The sequence below is a fragment of the Pedobacter changchengzhani genome (assembly GCF_004354365.1).
GTDB classification, from domain to species: Bacteria; Bacteroidota; Bacteroidia; order Sphingobacteriales; family Sphingobacteriaceae; genus Pedobacter; species Pedobacter changchengzhani.
In genome coordinates this window covers 281,098-296,853 of the sequence record NZ_SJCY01000004.1, presented here as the reverse complement: position 1 = coordinate 296,853, position 15,756 = coordinate 281,098, and the positions used below count along the sequence as shown (strand labels likewise).

The following is a 15,756-nucleotide window of genomic DNA, read 5'->3' as shown; positions in this document are numbered from 1 at the left end:
TTCGGACTTCTTACATCGGACTTTCGGACTAAAAACAACCTAAAACGTCATGAAATTAAATTTAAACATTCAGCCATTAAACACTTGGTTAACGGTAAAAAACGAACCATTAATCATTTCTGGCCCATGCAGTGCAGAAACTGAAGAACAATTATTAACTACAGCGCATTTGCTTGCAGCAACTGGTAAAGTATCGGTTTTAAGAGCTGGAATTTGGAAACCACGTACTCGTCCGGGAGAGTTTGAAGGTATTGGAAGTATAGGCTTAGAATGGTTAAAGCGTGCTAAAGCAGAAACTGGTTTACCAATCGCTGTTGAAGTTGCCAACGCAAAACATGTTGAAGAAGCTTTAGCTGCAGGTGTTGATATTTTATGGATTGGTGCTCGCTCTACCGTGAATCCGTTTACAGTACAAGAAATTGCTGATGCTTTACAAGGCCATGATGTACCTGTTTTAATTAAAAACCCAATTAACCCTGATTTACAATTATGGATTGGTGCAATTGAGCGCATTAACCGTGCAGGTATAACTAAAATTGGTGCCATTCACCGTGGCTTTTCATCATACGAAAAGAGTTCTTTCCGTAACGAACCAATGTGGGAACTTGCTATTCAATTGAAAACTTTATGTCCTGAATTACCAATTCTAAACGATCCAAGTCATATTTGTGGTAATCGCGAATTAATCCCATATATATCACAAAAAGCTTTAGATTTAGATATGCAAGGCTTAATGATTGAGGCTCACATTGATCCATCAACTGCTTGGACAGATGCTAAGCAACAGTTAACGCCGGCTGCTTTGGCAGAATTAGCAGACCGTTTAACCATCCGCGATCCTGAAGTTCAAAATGAAGTTTCTGCAGATAAATTAGCCGAAATGCGTAAATCAATTGATAAAATTGACGATATTTTAATGCAGAAATTAGGCGAACGTATGTCTATCGTTGAAAAAATTGGTGAATTTAAACGCGATAATCAAGTTACCATTTTACAGGTTAACCGTTGGGATTCTATCCTTCAGAAAGGACACGCTTTTGCTAAAGCTTTAAAGTTGGATTTAAACTTTACCGAAAAGTTTTTAGAATTGGTTCACAGCGAATCTATCCGTAAGCAAACAGAAATAATGAACGCTGGCAAAGCCGATAAAGGAATTGCTGCTGAACAACATAGCGAGCTTAAAGCCTAAAGTAAAAAGCTTAAAGCGGAAAGTCCAAAGCTTAAAAGCGAAAGATTTAGGTTCAAAGTAACGGATCTTATAAAAATTAAATTTAAAACTTAAAGTGCCCTCTCCATTAAGGAGAGGGTTAGAGAGAGGCTATAAAATGTCAAAAAATGCCTTAGTTTCTTTTAAAGGAACCAAGAATATTAATACGGAAATACAATTAACTGGCTCAAAAAGCGAATGCAATAGAGCTTTGATTATTAGCGCTTTAAGTAAGAAATTAGTTAAGGTAGAAAACTTATCAAACGCTGCAGATACGGTTACGCTTGATGGAATTTTAAATCACTTGGAAAATGATTTGGACGTAGAAATTCAGGAATCAAAAACGGTAGATGTGGGTCCTGCTGGAACGGCCATGCGTTTCCTTTCTGCATACTTATCTGCCAAAAATGGTAATTTCTTGCTAACAGGAACCGAAAGGATGAAACAACGCCCTATCGGGATTTTAGCAGAAGCTTTGAAAACCATTGGCGCCAATATTTCTTATGCAGAAAATGAAGGCTTCCCTCCGTTGAATATTGTTGGTCCATTAAATCAACAAAATGGACATGTGAAAATTAAAGGTGATGTTAGCAGTCAGTATATTTCTGCTTTATTAATGATTGCACCAAAACTTCCGTTAGGTTTAACTTTAGAAATAGAGGGCGAACTTACTTCTAAACCGTATGTAGATATGACTTTAGATATGCTGGCCGAAGTTGGTATTGCAAATGCGTGGGATGGAAATTCAATCTCTATTAAACCACAAAATTTTAAATCGGGAACATTAATCGTAGAACCCGATTGGAGTGCTGCATCTTATTGGTATAGCATAGCCGCTTTGGCCGATGATGCTGAAATTTCTTTACCAGCATTAAAAGATAAAAGTTTGCAGGGCGATAGTCAGATTAAGCAAATAATGACAGCTTTTGGTATCGCAACAACTAAAACCAATACCGGAATCTCGTTAAGTAAAGCAAAAGCCCCTTCAGGACTTTTAGGTGTATTAGACTTAAAAACTTGCCCTGATTTGGCTCAAACCATTATAGTTATTACTGCTGCTTTAGGCAAAAACATGTCGTTTACAGGTTTAGAGACTTTAAAGATTAAAGAAACCAACAGAGTTTTGGCCCTACAAACCGAATTGGCAAAAATTGGCGTTACTTTAACCGAAGATAATCTAGTTTATACTTTAAACACCGACAAACTTCACTTCCCCGAAAAAATAAAGATTTCAACTTACGAAGATCACCGTATGGCAATGGCATTTGCACCGCTTGCGCTATTAATCGATGAAGTTGAAATTGAAGAAATGCAAGTTGTAGAAAAATCATATCCCTATTTTTGGGAAGATTTGAAGAAGGCGGGATTCTCAGTTAGAGAGCAAGAATAAAGAAACAAAGAGCAACGAATAAATATACTTTAAGACGAGGCGTGGAAATGATGATACTCAATAAAAACTCATCACTCAGCACTCATAACTCATAACTCAAAAATGGCAGGTAACTCATTCGGACAATTATTTCGCATAACCACATTTGGCGAATCTCACGGCGTAGCCATTGGTGTAATTATCGATGGCTGTCCGGCAAATTTGGATATCGACATGAAATTTATTCAGTCGGAATTGGATAAACGGAGACCAGGGCAATCAAAAATTACCACGCAGAGAAAAGAAAGTGATACCGTACAAATTTTGTCAGGTATTTTCGAAGGGAAAAGTACGGGCACGCCTATTTCATTACTTATCCCGAATGAGGATCAGCGATCGAAGGATTACGGCCATAATGTAAATGTGTATCGCCCAAGTCATGCAGATTATGTATATGATGCAAAATATGGCATTCGCGATCATCGTGGAGGCGGAAGATCATCTGCAAGAGAAACTGCAGCACGAGTAGCATCTGGCGCAATCGCCAAATTATTTTTGAAACAACAGGGCATTGAAATTTTTGCCCATGTAACTTCAGTAGGCAAAATAAATGCACCTGAATTGCAAATTAATGATTTATCCGCTTTGCTAAACATTAGAGAACAAAATATTGTACGCTGTGCAGATCCACAATCTGCTGATGAAATGATTGAGTTTATAGATAATGTTCGTAAAGATGGCGATACCATAGGTGGAAAAATTAGCTGTATTGTCAAGGGTTGTCCGGCTGGTTTAGGAGAGCCTGTTTTTGATAAATTACATGCCGATTTAGGCAAGGCAATGCTAAGTATAAATGCTGTGCATGGCTTTGAGTATGGCTCTGGCTTTGCTGGTAGCGAATTATTAGGTTCGCAACATAACGATATTCCACAGCCAAAAGCGATGGATGAAAATAATTTTAAAACAACCACAAACTTTGCAGGGGGCATTTTAGGAGGCATTTCAAACGGAATGGACATTACGTTTACAACCGCCTTTAAGCCAGTTGCTACAATTATGCACAATCAACAAACTATAAATTCGTTGGGCGAGGCCGCAGAAATTAAGGGAAAAGGTAGGCACGATCCCTGTGTTGTACCAAGAGCCGTTATTATTGTAGAAGCAATGGCCGCATTGGTGGTAGCCGATCATTTATTGAGACAAAGAAGCAATCGATTATAGTATTTGCAAAAAAATAGTTGCCTAAAAAATCAGTATTTTAAGGTATTTCTATGGTAAATAATTTTGCCGAATTTTACATTAAAAGAAATGATAAATGGCAAGTTTTACTTTTAGACGAAGTGTTTTAACACAACCCGAAACCTGGAAAACAAATTCAGAGGGATTAACTATAAGTTACGATGGTATTCATGAATCACTTTGTGTATATCAAAACTTAAAATCAGTTCGGTTATTTTATTTTCCAACTCGGATGAAAACCAACAATTATGTTTGCGAAATGGATTTTCTTAATCCACCTTCAAAAATGAAAATCTCTTCTGTAAGCTATGTATCGTTTGCAAATTTTGAAGATAAGGCGATTGAATATAATGAATTTATAAAAAATTTAGCCTTAAATGTAAGCCAACAAAACCCAAACTGTAAATTTTATGCAGGCAAACCTATTTGGAAATTTGTATTGGAGCATATTTTAGTGGTTTTAATTATTGCAGCAATTATTTTTTCGCTTAGTTTTATCGGTGCTTTTTCCGCTTCGGCAATGGTTGTAATTAAATTATGCGTAGTTGCATTTTCGCTATTTTACATCGTAAAGGCATTTAGAGCTAATTGGCCCAGGGAAATTAGCGCAACCAACATTCCATCTAAAGTATTACCTTCATCATAGTTTTATTTGCACTTGGCTAAATTATATGTTATGAAATTTATCATTATCTTATTATTAATCACATCCTCAGCAACTGCTCAAACTTTTAAAGCTGAAATTGAACAACATAGAACCGAATACAAAGCGGCGTTTCTAAAAGAGGATAATTCTCCCCTGAAACAAAAAGATCTTCAACATTTAAATTTTTTTGATGCTGATAGCACCTATAAGGTTTCTGCAAAAGTGCAAATTTTACAAAACAAAAAAGTTTTTAAAATGCCAACTTACAATGGTACGAGTAAAAATTTTTATCGTTGCGCGTTGATAAACTTTATTTTAAATGATCAGCCAATAACCATGACTTTATATAAGAGCGTGGCATTGGCAAATAATCCAATGTATAAAAATTTATTGTTTTTACCATTTACCGATCAAACAAATGGCAATGAAACTTATGGTGGTGGCCGGTATATTGATTTAAGTGAAAAAGAAATTAAGAACGACAAAATTGAGATTGATTTTAATAAAGCTTACAACCCCTACTGTGCTTACGGTGGCGGCTATAATTGTCCGGCTCCGCCTGAAGATAATAATTTACAAATGAGCATTACAGCTGGCGAGAAAATTTATACAGGCGGAAAGAAACATTAAAAATCGACAATTATTTAATAACTTATTTTAAAGTATAAATTGATGAAAAATAGTTTATTGCAGGCATTCATTCCCAGCTTCAAAAACATTTTTATCTGGTTAAATGCCATAGTGATGCTGGTTGGCGTTTTTCATTTTGGGTGGAAACCCGAAGTAGTGGTTGTTGCTTATTTTCTAGAAACAATTATCATTGGCGTAATACATGTTTTCAAAATGTTAATTGTACTTTTCTACAGCAACGCACAAAGGTTTGATACGCCTACCCCAGGCAATACAATAACTGGCTTTGCGGCAATTCCTTTCTTTATTTTCCACTATTTCTTTTTCATTTTTATACAGTCGGTTTTCATTTTTTTGATGATAAGTGATATCCTGCCAAAAGGTAGTACACCATTTAATGTTTTTGGCAACTACGCTTATTTGCTCGCTCAGCATGATGTTTTAATGGCCTTTCTCGCACTAGTGTTTAGTAATGTGGCTATCACTTTAAAGGATTTCTTTTTACCCGGCATTTATAAGGAAGCAACAGTTTCAAAACTGTTTATGCAACCTTATGTTCGCATTTTTATACAGCAATTCGTAACCATTATCGCCGTATTTTTTATGATGCTAATCAAAGGTTCTATTGCTGCTGCATTTATGATTATCGTTTTCAGATTATGTACAGACTTGATTATTCTTAGCGCCAGTCAGAATTCAAAATTTAAAAACCTTTTGATTAATAAACTTAAGAAAAATCAAAGCGAAGCCGATGCAGATCAGACAGAAGACAGTATAAATTCTTTTTTACAGAAATAGCAAAGAAATCTCTAAATTCCACTAACGGATTAAATAAAAAATTTCGTATCCCATAGCACTTCAATCGAAAACACTCGAAAATGGATGTAAAAACCAAAAAATACTACTAAACCAAATTAGCGCAATAACTATTATTCAAAAAAGGTTTTAGTTAAAACAATTTAGGAAACTTTTCTGGGTTTGCTTCATTCATCATTGCATAAACTGCTTCTATAACATCATCAACAGATGGCTTGGTAAAATAATCACCATCCGAACCAAAAGGTGTACGATGTGCTTTTGATGTTAATGTTTTCGGTTGTCCATCTAACAAAAGATATCCTTTTTGCTCCTCTACAATTTTCTGCAAAATATAGGCCGAAGCACCACCTGGAACATCTTCATCCACGATAAGTAATTTATTCGTTTTGCTTAAGGATGAAGCACAAACTTTCGTGGTATCAAATGGCAACAGCGTTTGGGTATCTATAATTTCGAGAGAAATACCCATCGAAATCAATTCCTCGGCAGCTTCTTCTACCACCCTTAACGTAGAACCGTAGGAAACCACTGTAATATCCGTACCTTCTTGTAAAACTTCTGCAATGCCTAACGGAACCGTAAACTCGCCAACATTAATTGGTAATTTTTCTTTTAAACGATAACCATTTAAACACTCTATAACCACCGCAGGTTCATCACCTCTAAATAAAGTATTGTACATTCCTGCAGCCTGCGTCATGTCTCTTGGTACACAAATATGCATCCCTCGCAACGACCCTAACAACATTCCAATTGGAGACCCAGAGTGCCAAATCCCCTCTAATCTATGTCCGCGGGTACGAACAATAACTGGTGCTTTCTGAATTCCTTTTGTACGGTATGATAAAGTCGATAAATCATCACTTAAAACATTTAGCGCGAAAATTAAATAATCTAAGTACTGAATTTCTGCAATAGGTTTTAAACCCCTCATTGCCATCCCAATACCCTGCCCCATAATGGTCATTTCTCTAATGCCAGTATCGGTAATTCTTATTTCACCATATTTTGCCTGCAAACCTGCAAAACCTTGGTTTACATCGCCAATATTGCCTAAATCTTCCCCAATTGCTACCAACCGAGGATCTCTGTTAAAATTATTATCGAAACAAGCATTTAAAATCTCCCTACCATCAACCATTTTAGAAAGTTGATCGTATTCGGCATCAATAATTTTTACCTTTAATGGAGATTCTTTTCCATCTGTAAATAATTTAGAATTGTATCGATCAAAATTTAATTCAGATTGATTTTTATACCAATGTAGAAAATTATTTCTTTCCTTACTATCAAAATTAGCTGATAAACGAATTGCTTTTCGAGCGGCAGTAAAAACTTCTTTACGTTGCGCATCTGCGGTAGAAGCCAATTGATCGCCTATTTTTTTAAGTTCGGGTTGATGTTTCGCCAAATCATAAATAAAATCTACAACTAATTTTTGTTCCTGTTTAATACTGTCTAAAAATTCATTCCATGCTTCTTTTTGCGCATTGCGAACAATAATCTTTGAACTTTTTTCTAATTCTATAATTTCCTCTTCTGATACAATTGCAGATTCCAGCATCCACGTTCTCATCTTCAAAATACAATCATGTTCTGCTTCCCAAGTTAATCTATCTTTAGATTTATAGCGCTCGTGAGAGCCAGAAGTTGAATGACCTTGAGGTTGAGTAAGCTCGGTTACGTGGATTAAAACAGGTACATGTTCATCTCTACAAACATTAATTGCTTTTTCATAAACTTCGCAAAGCGATGGATAATCCCAACCCTTAACTTTATAAATTTCATAGCCAGCATTATTTTCATCACGCTGAAAACCCTTTAATATTTCTGAAATATCTTCCTTTGTAGTTTGATACTTTGCCGGTACAGAAATGCCGTAAGCATCATCCCAAACAGAAACAGCCATTGGAATTTGCAACACACCCGCAGCGTTTATGGCTTCGAAAAAAACACCTTCGGATGTAGAAGCATTGCCAATAGTACCAAAAGCTACCTCATCTCCATTAACAGAAAAGTGCTTTAAATAATCTAATTCCTTATTTTCTCTAAATAATTTTGAAGCATAAGCCAAACCTACCAAACGAGCCATTTGACCACCAGTTGGAGAAATATCTGAAGAACAGTTTTTAATTTGCGTTAAATCATTCCAACTTCCATCTTCGTTAATAGATTTTGTTGCAAAATGACAATTCATTTGCCTACCACCAGAAAACGGATCCGCATCAGGCGCAGGATTTGCATACAATTGAGCGAAAAACTCTTTAATAGTCGATATGCCAGTTGCAAAAGCAAAAGTTTGATCGCGGTAATAACCCGATCGCCAATCTCCTTTTTTAAAAGCTTTGGCCATCGCAATTTGTGGCACTTCCTTCCCATCACCAAAAATACCGAATTTGGCTTTACCTGTTAACACTTCCCTCCTGCCCAAAACACTAGCTTGCCTACTTTGGTAAGCAACTGTATAATCGCTTATTACAATAGATTTGAAATCGTTAAAACTAAGTTCAGAAGCATCAATGGAGTTGTTATCAAATTTTTCATTCTGCATGCTTTTTAAATATTGGTTGTTGCAAATATAGACAAAATAAAAATTTTGCTTTAAATAGAATTGTAAAATATAATATCGTTAATAAAATAAAATTGGAATAGTTTTTGTTTTACAATGAAATAGTTAAATTTGTTCTATATAATTAAACGTTATAATTTATACCCACACACATGAAAAAAGTATTAGTATTATTCGCTATCGTTTTAGGTTTTGGTTTTGTTGCAAATGCACAAACTGCTAAACCCGCTGAATTTAAATTCGCCGAAGAAACCCATGATTTTGGTAAAGTTGTACTTGGCAAGCCTGTTTCGTTCGATTTTAAATACACAAACCAAGGTGAAGAGCCATTAATTATTACAAAAGTTGAAGGTAGTTGCGGTTGTACTGTTCCAAAATACACTACTGTTCCGTTGAAAAAAGGTGACACAGGAATTATTTCTGTAACTTTTAACCCTGCAGGAAGCCCAATGCCGTTTACAAAAACTGTTACCATCTCATCGAATGCTAAAACGCCAGTAAAAGTGCTTTATATTAAAGGCGAAACTGTTGCACCAGCATCTAAGTAATTTTTAAAAACATAACACATTAAAGTCTCGATATTTTCGGGACTTTTTTTTTATTTTTGAACCATGCCAAAAATTTCATTAAAAGGGTTGGAAATGCCTGCATCTCCAATAAGAAAGTTAACTCCATTTGCAGATCAAGCAAAATTAGCCGGTAAAAAGGTTTTTCATTTAAACATTGGTCAGCCCGATATAGAAACACCCGAAGGGATGTTAAATGCTATAAAAAACATTGATTTTAATGTTTGGGCATATACACCTTCTGAAGGTACGTTGGCATACAGAACAAAACTAACTGAATACTACAACAAACTAGGTTATAACATTAAGCCAGAAAATATTTTAGTTACCGTTGGCGGATCTGAAGCAATTACGATTGCCATGCAAACCTGCGTAAATGAAGGTGATGAAATTATTATTCCAGAACCATTTTACGCAAATTATAATGGCTTTGCCTGTATGAGTAATGTAGTGGTAAAACCAATTTTGTCGTTTATAGAGAATGGTTTCGCATTGCCCCCAATTGCCGAATTTGAAAAACTTATTACGGAGAAAACGAAAGCAATCATTATTTGCAATCCCAATAATCCAACAGGTTATTTATACTCGAGAGCAGAATTAGAAGCATTAAAAACACTTTGTTTAAAATACGACTTGTTTCTGTTTTCTGATGAAGCATATAGAGAATTCTGTTATGATGGCCGTGAATTTATCTCACCAATGTATTTAGATGGACTGGATGAAAACGTTGTTATTATGGATACGGTTTCTAAGAGGTATAGTGCTTGCGGCGCACGTTTAGGCTGTTTAATTACTAAAAATGCATCGGTTATTGCTGCAGGATTAAAATTTGCGCAAGCGCGTTTAAGTCCTGGTATGGTTGAGCAAATTGCTGGCGCCGCTGCAGTTGACACGCCAGACTCTTATTTTGAAAAGGTAAATAAGGAATATACTTTACGTAGAGATACGTTGGTAAATAGATTAAATAAAATTGAAGGTGTTTTCTGTCCTAATCCAGGTGGTGCTTTTTATGTTGTAGCGAAATTCCCAATTGATGATGCCGACAAATTTTGCCAATGGATATTGGAAGATTTTGACTACAACAACCAAACCGTTATGATGGCGCCTGCTACAGGATTTTATTCGACACCTGGTTTTGGAAAAAACGAAGTTAGGATGGCCTATGTTTTGAATACAGATGATTTGAATACTGCAATGGATTGCCTTGAAAAAGCGTTAAAGGAATATCCTGGTCGGGTGTTGTAAAAATTCCAACAAAAAAAGAGGCTGTCTCAAAATTAAAAATTCAGAAAATATAAAAGAATTAAATTTGGCGGTTTCGTCATGCTCAGCTTGACTGGGCATCCTAATGCTTTTTAGGCAATAATTCATAGCCTTTCTATCGCTTTAAGATTCCCGTCTTCACGGGAATGACGACTTTGCAAAATATTATTCTTCTAACAAATCATCAAAATGAATTTTGAGATAGCCTCTTTTTTTTATTTCTCGTTCTCAAAAGTTTTATCTGCGTAAGGATTTGCATGTGCATAATCAACCGCAGAAACCTTATAATCTGTTGGTGCAAAGCTTTTTGAGGTACTCAGTGCCATTCCTAACTCAAAACGCGAAGGATACGGTGTTTGTAATAAACTTCCGGCAGGAATATAAGGATAGCTTTCTAAATAACTCTGAATTAAATTTGGGCTTACTCTTCTACTAATATATGCTCGTGTAAGCTGATTTGGTTCTCTTAAACCTGCGGCGCCTAAAAGTTCTACGGCACTTGCCACGGTTAAATTGTGAAAGTTTTTTACCCTTACCGTTTTATCCTCAACCACCAATCCTTTCATCAAACTTGGGTCTTGCGTGGCAACACCAGTTGGGCAAGTATTTTTATTGCACTCCAACGCCTGTATGCAACCTAAAGCAAACATCATTCCTCGTGCAGCGTTACACATATCGGCACCTAAAGCAATATTTTTTACAATATCGAAACCAGTAGCTACTTTGCCGGCGGCAATAATTTTGATATGCTTTTTAAGGTCAAAACCATTTAACACATCGTAAACAAAAGCAACGCCTTCTCTTAAAGGCATACCAACTGAATTTGAAAATTCTTGTGGAGAAGCACCTGTGCCACCTTCGCCTCCATCAACCGTAATAAAATCAGGATAAATACCAGTCTCTACCATGGCCTTACAAACGGAGTAAAATTCAGACTTCCGACCGATACACAATTTAAAACCCACGGGTTTACCACCCGAAAGATCTCTTAATGTTTTTACATATTCTAATAAAGTTATCGGGCTGTTAAACGCCGAGTGCGATGGAGGAGACAATACATCTTTCCCAACTGGCACCAGTCTAATTCGTGCCACTTCGGGCGTTACTTTTTTTGCGGGCAACATCCCCCCGTGACCAGGTTTTGCGCCTTGCGACAATTTAATTTCGATCATTTTAACTTGATCTGTATTCGCTCTTTCTGCAAATGCATCAGGATTAAAAGTTCCATCTTGATTTCGGCATCCAAAATAACCCGTACCAATTTGCCAAATTAAATCTCCACCTGGCTGTCGGTGGTAATCACTCAAGCCCCCTTCGCCAGTGTTATGCGCAAAATTACCCATTTTGGCACCACCGTTTAAAGCTAAAATTGCATTTTGGCTTAAAGAACCAAAGCTCATTGCAGAAATGTTATAAATGCTTGCAGCATACGGTTTCTTGCAATCTGGCCCACCTACAAGTACCCGAGGATCTAAATTTAGCTCGTGATGAGAAATTGCAGCAATACTGTGGCTTAACCATTCGTAGCCATTATCGTAAACATTCAGTTGGGTTCCAAAAGGAATTGTATCATTTTCTTGCTTGGCCCTCTGATAGATTAACGATCTATTTAATCGGCTATATGGCGTACCGTTGGTATCACTTTCTACAAAGTATTGATAAACTTTAGGGCGTATATCTTCCATTAGGTAACGCAACCGACCAACAACGGGGTAGTTTCTTACAATACTATGTTTGGGTTGAATTAAATCGTAAATACCAAGTATAACAATCGGAAACGTGAAAATAGAAATCCACCACAGTGGCGTGTACGTTAAGCCCAATAAAATAGTAAGTGCAACTAAAAATGCGGCTATCGCAATAAAAGCTTTTCTCATGTTTTAGGAATAAATAAGTTTAATGATACAAAGATTAATAATATTAAACAAGTGGCACCATAAATTTGTTATTTTTACACTATGTTAATCAAGATTTATCCAGAAAATCCAAATGAAAAAGCAATTGAGCAAGTTGTAGAGGTACTTAAAAAGGGCGGAATTATTATTTATCCTACCGATACTGTTTATGGTTTAGGGTGCGACATTTCAAACCCAAAAGCGATAGAAAGAATTTGCCGAATTAGAGGAATAAAACCAGAGAAAGCTAACTTTTCTTTCATTTGTCACGATTTAAGCCACATTGCTGATTATATAAAACCAATTGACAATACAACTTTTCGTATTGTAAAAAAAGCACTTCCGGGTCCTTTTACATTTATTTTTAATGCGAGCAAAAACGTACCGAATTTGTTAAGTTCTAACAAAAAAACTGTTGGTATTCGTGTGCCTGATAATAATATTGCTCGTTGTATTGTGAAAGAACTCGGCAATCCTATTTTATCAACATCGATAAAAGATGATGATGAATTGGTTGAATATTCGACCGATCCAGAACTGATACATGAAAAATATGAGAATTTAGTAGATTTAGTTATTGATGGCGGTTACGGAGATAATGAAGCATCTACGATAATTGATTTTACCAACGGTGAAATTGAAATCCTTCGAGAAGGAAAAGGTAATATCGAAGATTATCTTTAAAAATTAAAATCCAATTTTTTTCACTTAATCTATTAGAATGGCTAAAGTCATTAATCTCTATATTTTCAATAAATTTTTTCGATCAGGCCAAGTAAGTGGAATTATACTTTTATTCTGTGTTGCAATTTCTCTTTTTATTGCAAATAGCGATTTAAAAGAAACCTTTGAAGCTTTTTTAGAAACCAAACTTGGTTTTGGCACTGTAAATTACAGCATTTTAGCATGGATAAATGATGTCTTAATGGCCATATTTTTTTTGTTGGTTGGTTTAGAAATTAAACGCGAGCTAATTGAAGGCGAATTATCAACAGTTAAATCTGCATCATTACCAGTAATTGCCGCAATGGGCGGCATGTTGTTTCCTGCTTTAATTTATTTCTTGTTTAATACTGGTAAAGAAACAGGCGCCGGTTGGGGAATACCGATGGCAACTGATATTGCTTTTGCGCTGGCCATCATCTCTCTTTTGGGAAAAAGTGTTCCTGTAAGTTTAAAAATATTTCTTGCTGCCTTGGCCATTGTTGATGATTTAGGCGCAATTTTGGTTATCGCAATTTTTTACACCAACCAAATTCATTTCGAATACTTAGCTTATGCCGGAGGAATTTTAGCACTGCTAATTTTGTTCAATTATATGGGCGTAAAAAATCTTTTCTTCTATTTAATACCTGGCATATTTTTATGGTATTTTATACATCATTCCGGCATCCATGCAACCATTGCAGGTGTACTTTTAGCACTTACTATCCCCACAAACGATACAGCAGTTGAATCGCCATTAGAAAGATTGGAAGGCATTTTAACTACGCCCGTTAGTTATTTAATTATGCCGATTTTTGCTTTAGCGAACACCAACATTACGTTTCAAAAAGAAATGTTAAAGGGTTTAATATCCCCATTGGGGTTGGGTATTATTTTTGGCTTGTTCGCCGGCAAGACCATTGGCGTAACACTTTTTAGTTGGCTCGCTGTTAAATTAAAATTTGCAGATTTGCCTACAGGTGCAGGGTGGAAGCACATATTAGGCCTAGGTATGTTGGCGGGGATCGGTTTTACGATGTCGATATTTATTTCGTTGCTCTCTTTTGTTGATCCTCTACATATTGCAGAAGCAAAATTTGCAATTTTAACTGCTTCAGTATTTTCTGGTATTGTCGGTTTTGTATTTTTAAAATCACTAAACTCTGACGATAACTTGGTTGGTGAAAACGTTCCAGTTTAGCACCTATTAGCGTTTCAAATTATACAGAAATCCAAAAAAAAAATTAAAAATTAAACTCAGGTTTTTGGTTAGAGCGGCCGTCACCCTGAATTCAGTTCAGGGTCTTTGTAGCAGGAAAGTTGCTGATCCCGAGAAGTCGGGACAGCAAGACGATGAGCCTAAGTGTAATGCCAATGGAGCACTATTTCCAATAAAACAATTATCGAACTCAGCTTAGTAATCATTAGCGTTTCAAATTCAACAGAAGCCGAAAAAATATTAAAGATTAAATGCAGGTTTTTGATTAAATTAATGAAAAATATCAAACTCAAGTTAGCGTTTTTTTTAACTTTGTGTTTCGGATAATAATCCGTTTCGGCCGCTCAATATTTAACAAACATTTACGAGCACACGAATTTTTTAAACAGTAATTATGAGAAAAAAAATAAATGCAACCGTTTTTAAAGAATTTTTTGATTCGGAAAAAAATGGCGGTATCGTACTTATACTTTGCGTAGTCGTTTCATTATTAATAGCAAACTCTGGCTACGCATCTAATTTTTCAAATTTACTAACTCAATCCTTAGGTTTCAATATTGGCTCTACTCCTATTGTTTATAGCGTTTCTGCGTGGATTAATGATGGCTTAATGGCTATATTTTTTCTTTTGGTTGGCTTAGAAATAAAAAGAGAACTGATTGAAGGTGAATTATCAACCATTAAAAAAGCTACCTTACCCGTTTTTGCTGCCTTAGGCGGCATAATTATTCCGGCGACTATTTATTTTATTTTTAATAATGGGCAAGCAACCGCAAAAGGTTGGGGAATTCCGATGGCGACTGATATTGCTTTTGCATTGGCAATTGTAGCTTTGCTTGGCAAAAGTATTCCAGCTTCTTTGAAAATATTCTTGGCTGCGTTGGCTATTGTCGATGATTTAGGTGCGATTTCGGTTATTGCCATTTTTTATACGAATGAAATTCATTGGAACTATTTATACATCGCCGGTGGCATAATTGCAATACTATTATTACTTAACTATTTTAACGTAAAGTCGCTTTGGTTTTATTTAATTCCTGGAATTTTGCTTTGGTACTTGGTACACCATTCGGGCATTCATGCTACAATTGCTGGCGTAATTTTGGCATTCACAATTCCAACTAACGATACCGACGAAGAATCGCCCTTAGAAAAACTAGAGCATTTTTTGGTTAAGCCAGTTGCGTTTTTAATTATGCCGATTTTCGCCTTGGCCAATACAAATATCACTTTCGAAAAGGAAATGATAATGGGATTAATTTCTCCGTTGGGCTTGGGCATTATCCTTGGGTTATTCGTTGGTAAAACAATTGGTGTTTCATTATTCTCTTGGATTGCCGTTAAAACCAAATTTGCTAAGTTACCGAGTAAAGCGGATTGGAAACATATATTAGGCATTGGAATGTTAGCCGGGATCGGTTTTACCATGTCGATATTTATTTCGTTATTATCTTTTGTCGACCCTTTACATATCGCAGAAGCAAAATTTGCTATTTTAACAGCTTCAGTTTTTTCTGGTGCAGTTGGATTTTTCTTCTTAAAATTTAATGCCTCGAAACGTTAAGCTAAATTTTCGATTTAGTTTGCAAAAAAGATAATATTTAACACTTGGAGGTCGAAGCTTAGAAA

The 15,756-nt window shown here is 35.8% G+C and carries 13 protein-coding genes; 11 read left to right on the top strand and 2 right to left on the bottom strand.

Features of this window, described 5'->3' with window-relative positions; genetic code table 11:
* Positions 1 to 49 precede the first annotated feature (49 nt).
* The 6 genes from EZJ43_RS08455 (at position 50) to EZJ43_RS08430 (ending at position 5,889) form a co-directional block, all read left to right on the top strand.
* Complete coding sequence (locus EZJ43_RS08455; RefSeq protein WP_133262267.1) at positions 50 to 1,189, top strand: chorismate mutase; 1,140 nt, start codon at positions 50 to 52, stop codon at positions 1,187 to 1,189.
* 136 nt (positions 1,190 to 1,325) lie between these two features.
* On the top strand, positions 1,326 to 2,597 hold the full coding sequence (aroA, locus tag EZJ43_RS08450) for a 3-phosphoshikimate 1-carboxyvinyltransferase (RefSeq protein ID WP_133262266.1): 1,272 nt from the start codon (positions 1,326 to 1,328) through the stop codon (positions 2,595 to 2,597).
* A 102-nt stretch (positions 2,598 to 2,699) separates the two neighbouring features.
* Complete coding sequence (gene aroC / locus EZJ43_RS08445) at positions 2,700 to 3,797, top strand: chorismate synthase (protein ID WP_133262265.1); 1,098 nt, start codon at positions 2,700 to 2,702, stop codon at positions 3,795 to 3,797.
* Between the two features lie 94 nt (positions 3,798 to 3,891).
* Complete coding sequence (locus EZJ43_RS08440) at positions 3,892 to 4,461, top strand: hypothetical protein (protein ID WP_133262264.1); 570 nt, start codon at positions 3,892 to 3,894, stop codon at positions 4,459 to 4,461.
* Positions 4,462 to 4,491: 30 nt separating this feature from the next.
* Positions 4,492 to 5,091, top strand: a complete 600-nt coding sequence (locus EZJ43_RS08435; protein ID WP_133262263.1) for a DUF1684 domain-containing protein — start codon at positions 4,492 to 4,494, stop codon at positions 5,089 to 5,091.
* A 42-nt stretch (positions 5,092 to 5,133) separates the two neighbouring features.
* A complete protein-coding gene (locus EZJ43_RS08430; RefSeq protein WP_133262262.1) occupies positions 5,134 to 5,889 on the top strand; it encodes a DUF6498-containing protein in 756 nt (251 codons plus the stop codon).
* 151 nt (positions 5,890 to 6,040) lie between these two features.
* Here EZJ43_RS08430 and EZJ43_RS08425 read toward each other — a convergent pair whose 3' ends face one another.
* The gene (locus EZJ43_RS08425; protein WP_133262261.1) at positions 6,041 to 8,461 is read right to left on the bottom strand and encodes an alpha-ketoacid dehydrogenase subunit alpha/beta; all 2,421 of its coding nucleotides are present in this window, start codon (positions 8,459 to 8,461) and stop codon (positions 6,041 to 6,043) included.
* Positions 8,462 to 8,631: 170 nt separating this feature from the next.
* On the opposite strand from EZJ43_RS08425, the gene EZJ43_RS08420 reads away from it, so the two are divergent.
* Both EZJ43_RS08420 and EZJ43_RS08415 read left to right on the top strand, forming a co-directional pair.
* Complete coding sequence (locus EZJ43_RS08420; RefSeq protein ID WP_133262260.1) at positions 8,632 to 9,027, top strand: DUF1573 domain-containing protein; 396 nt, start codon at positions 8,632 to 8,634, stop codon at positions 9,025 to 9,027.
* Between the two features lie 63 nt (positions 9,028 to 9,090).
* Positions 9,091 to 10,290, top strand: coding sequence for a pyridoxal phosphate-dependent aminotransferase (locus tag EZJ43_RS08415; RefSeq protein WP_133262259.1), 1,200 nt, complete (start codon positions 9,091 to 9,093; stop codon positions 10,288 to 10,290).
* Between the two features lie 233 nt (positions 10,291 to 10,523).
* Here the strand turns inward: EZJ43_RS08415 and EZJ43_RS08410 are convergent, their stop codons facing one another.
* Positions 10,524 to 12,185, bottom strand: a complete 1,662-nt coding sequence (locus EZJ43_RS08410; protein ID WP_133262258.1) for an FMN-binding glutamate synthase family protein — start codon at positions 12,183 to 12,185, stop codon at positions 10,524 to 10,526.
* A gap of 81 nt (positions 12,186 to 12,266) precedes the next feature.
* Here EZJ43_RS08410 and EZJ43_RS08405 point away from each other — a divergent pair, with 81 nt between their 5' ends.
* The 3 genes from EZJ43_RS08405 to nhaA (EZJ43_RS08395) all read left to right on the top strand — a co-directional run bounded on the left by EZJ43_RS08405 (position 12,267) and on the right by nhaA (EZJ43_RS08395) (position 15,691).
* Positions 12,267 to 12,887, top strand: a complete 621-nt coding sequence (locus tag EZJ43_RS08405) for an L-threonylcarbamoyladenylate synthase (RefSeq protein WP_133262257.1) — start codon at positions 12,267 to 12,269, stop codon at positions 12,885 to 12,887.
* Positions 12,888 to 12,924: 37 nt separating this feature from the next.
* Positions 12,925 to 14,109 carry a Na+/H+ antiporter NhaA gene (nhaA, locus tag EZJ43_RS08400; protein WP_133262256.1) on the top strand — a complete coding sequence of 395 codons (1,185 nt, stop codon included), beginning with the start codon at positions 12,925 to 12,927 and terminating at the stop codon, positions 14,107 to 14,109.
* Positions 14,110 to 14,521: 412 nt separating this feature from the next.
* A complete protein-coding gene (gene nhaA, locus EZJ43_RS08395) occupies positions 14,522 to 15,691 on the top strand; it encodes a Na+/H+ antiporter NhaA (RefSeq protein ID WP_133262255.1) in 1,170 nt (389 codons plus the stop codon).
* Positions 15,692 to 15,756: the final 65 nt, after the last annotated feature.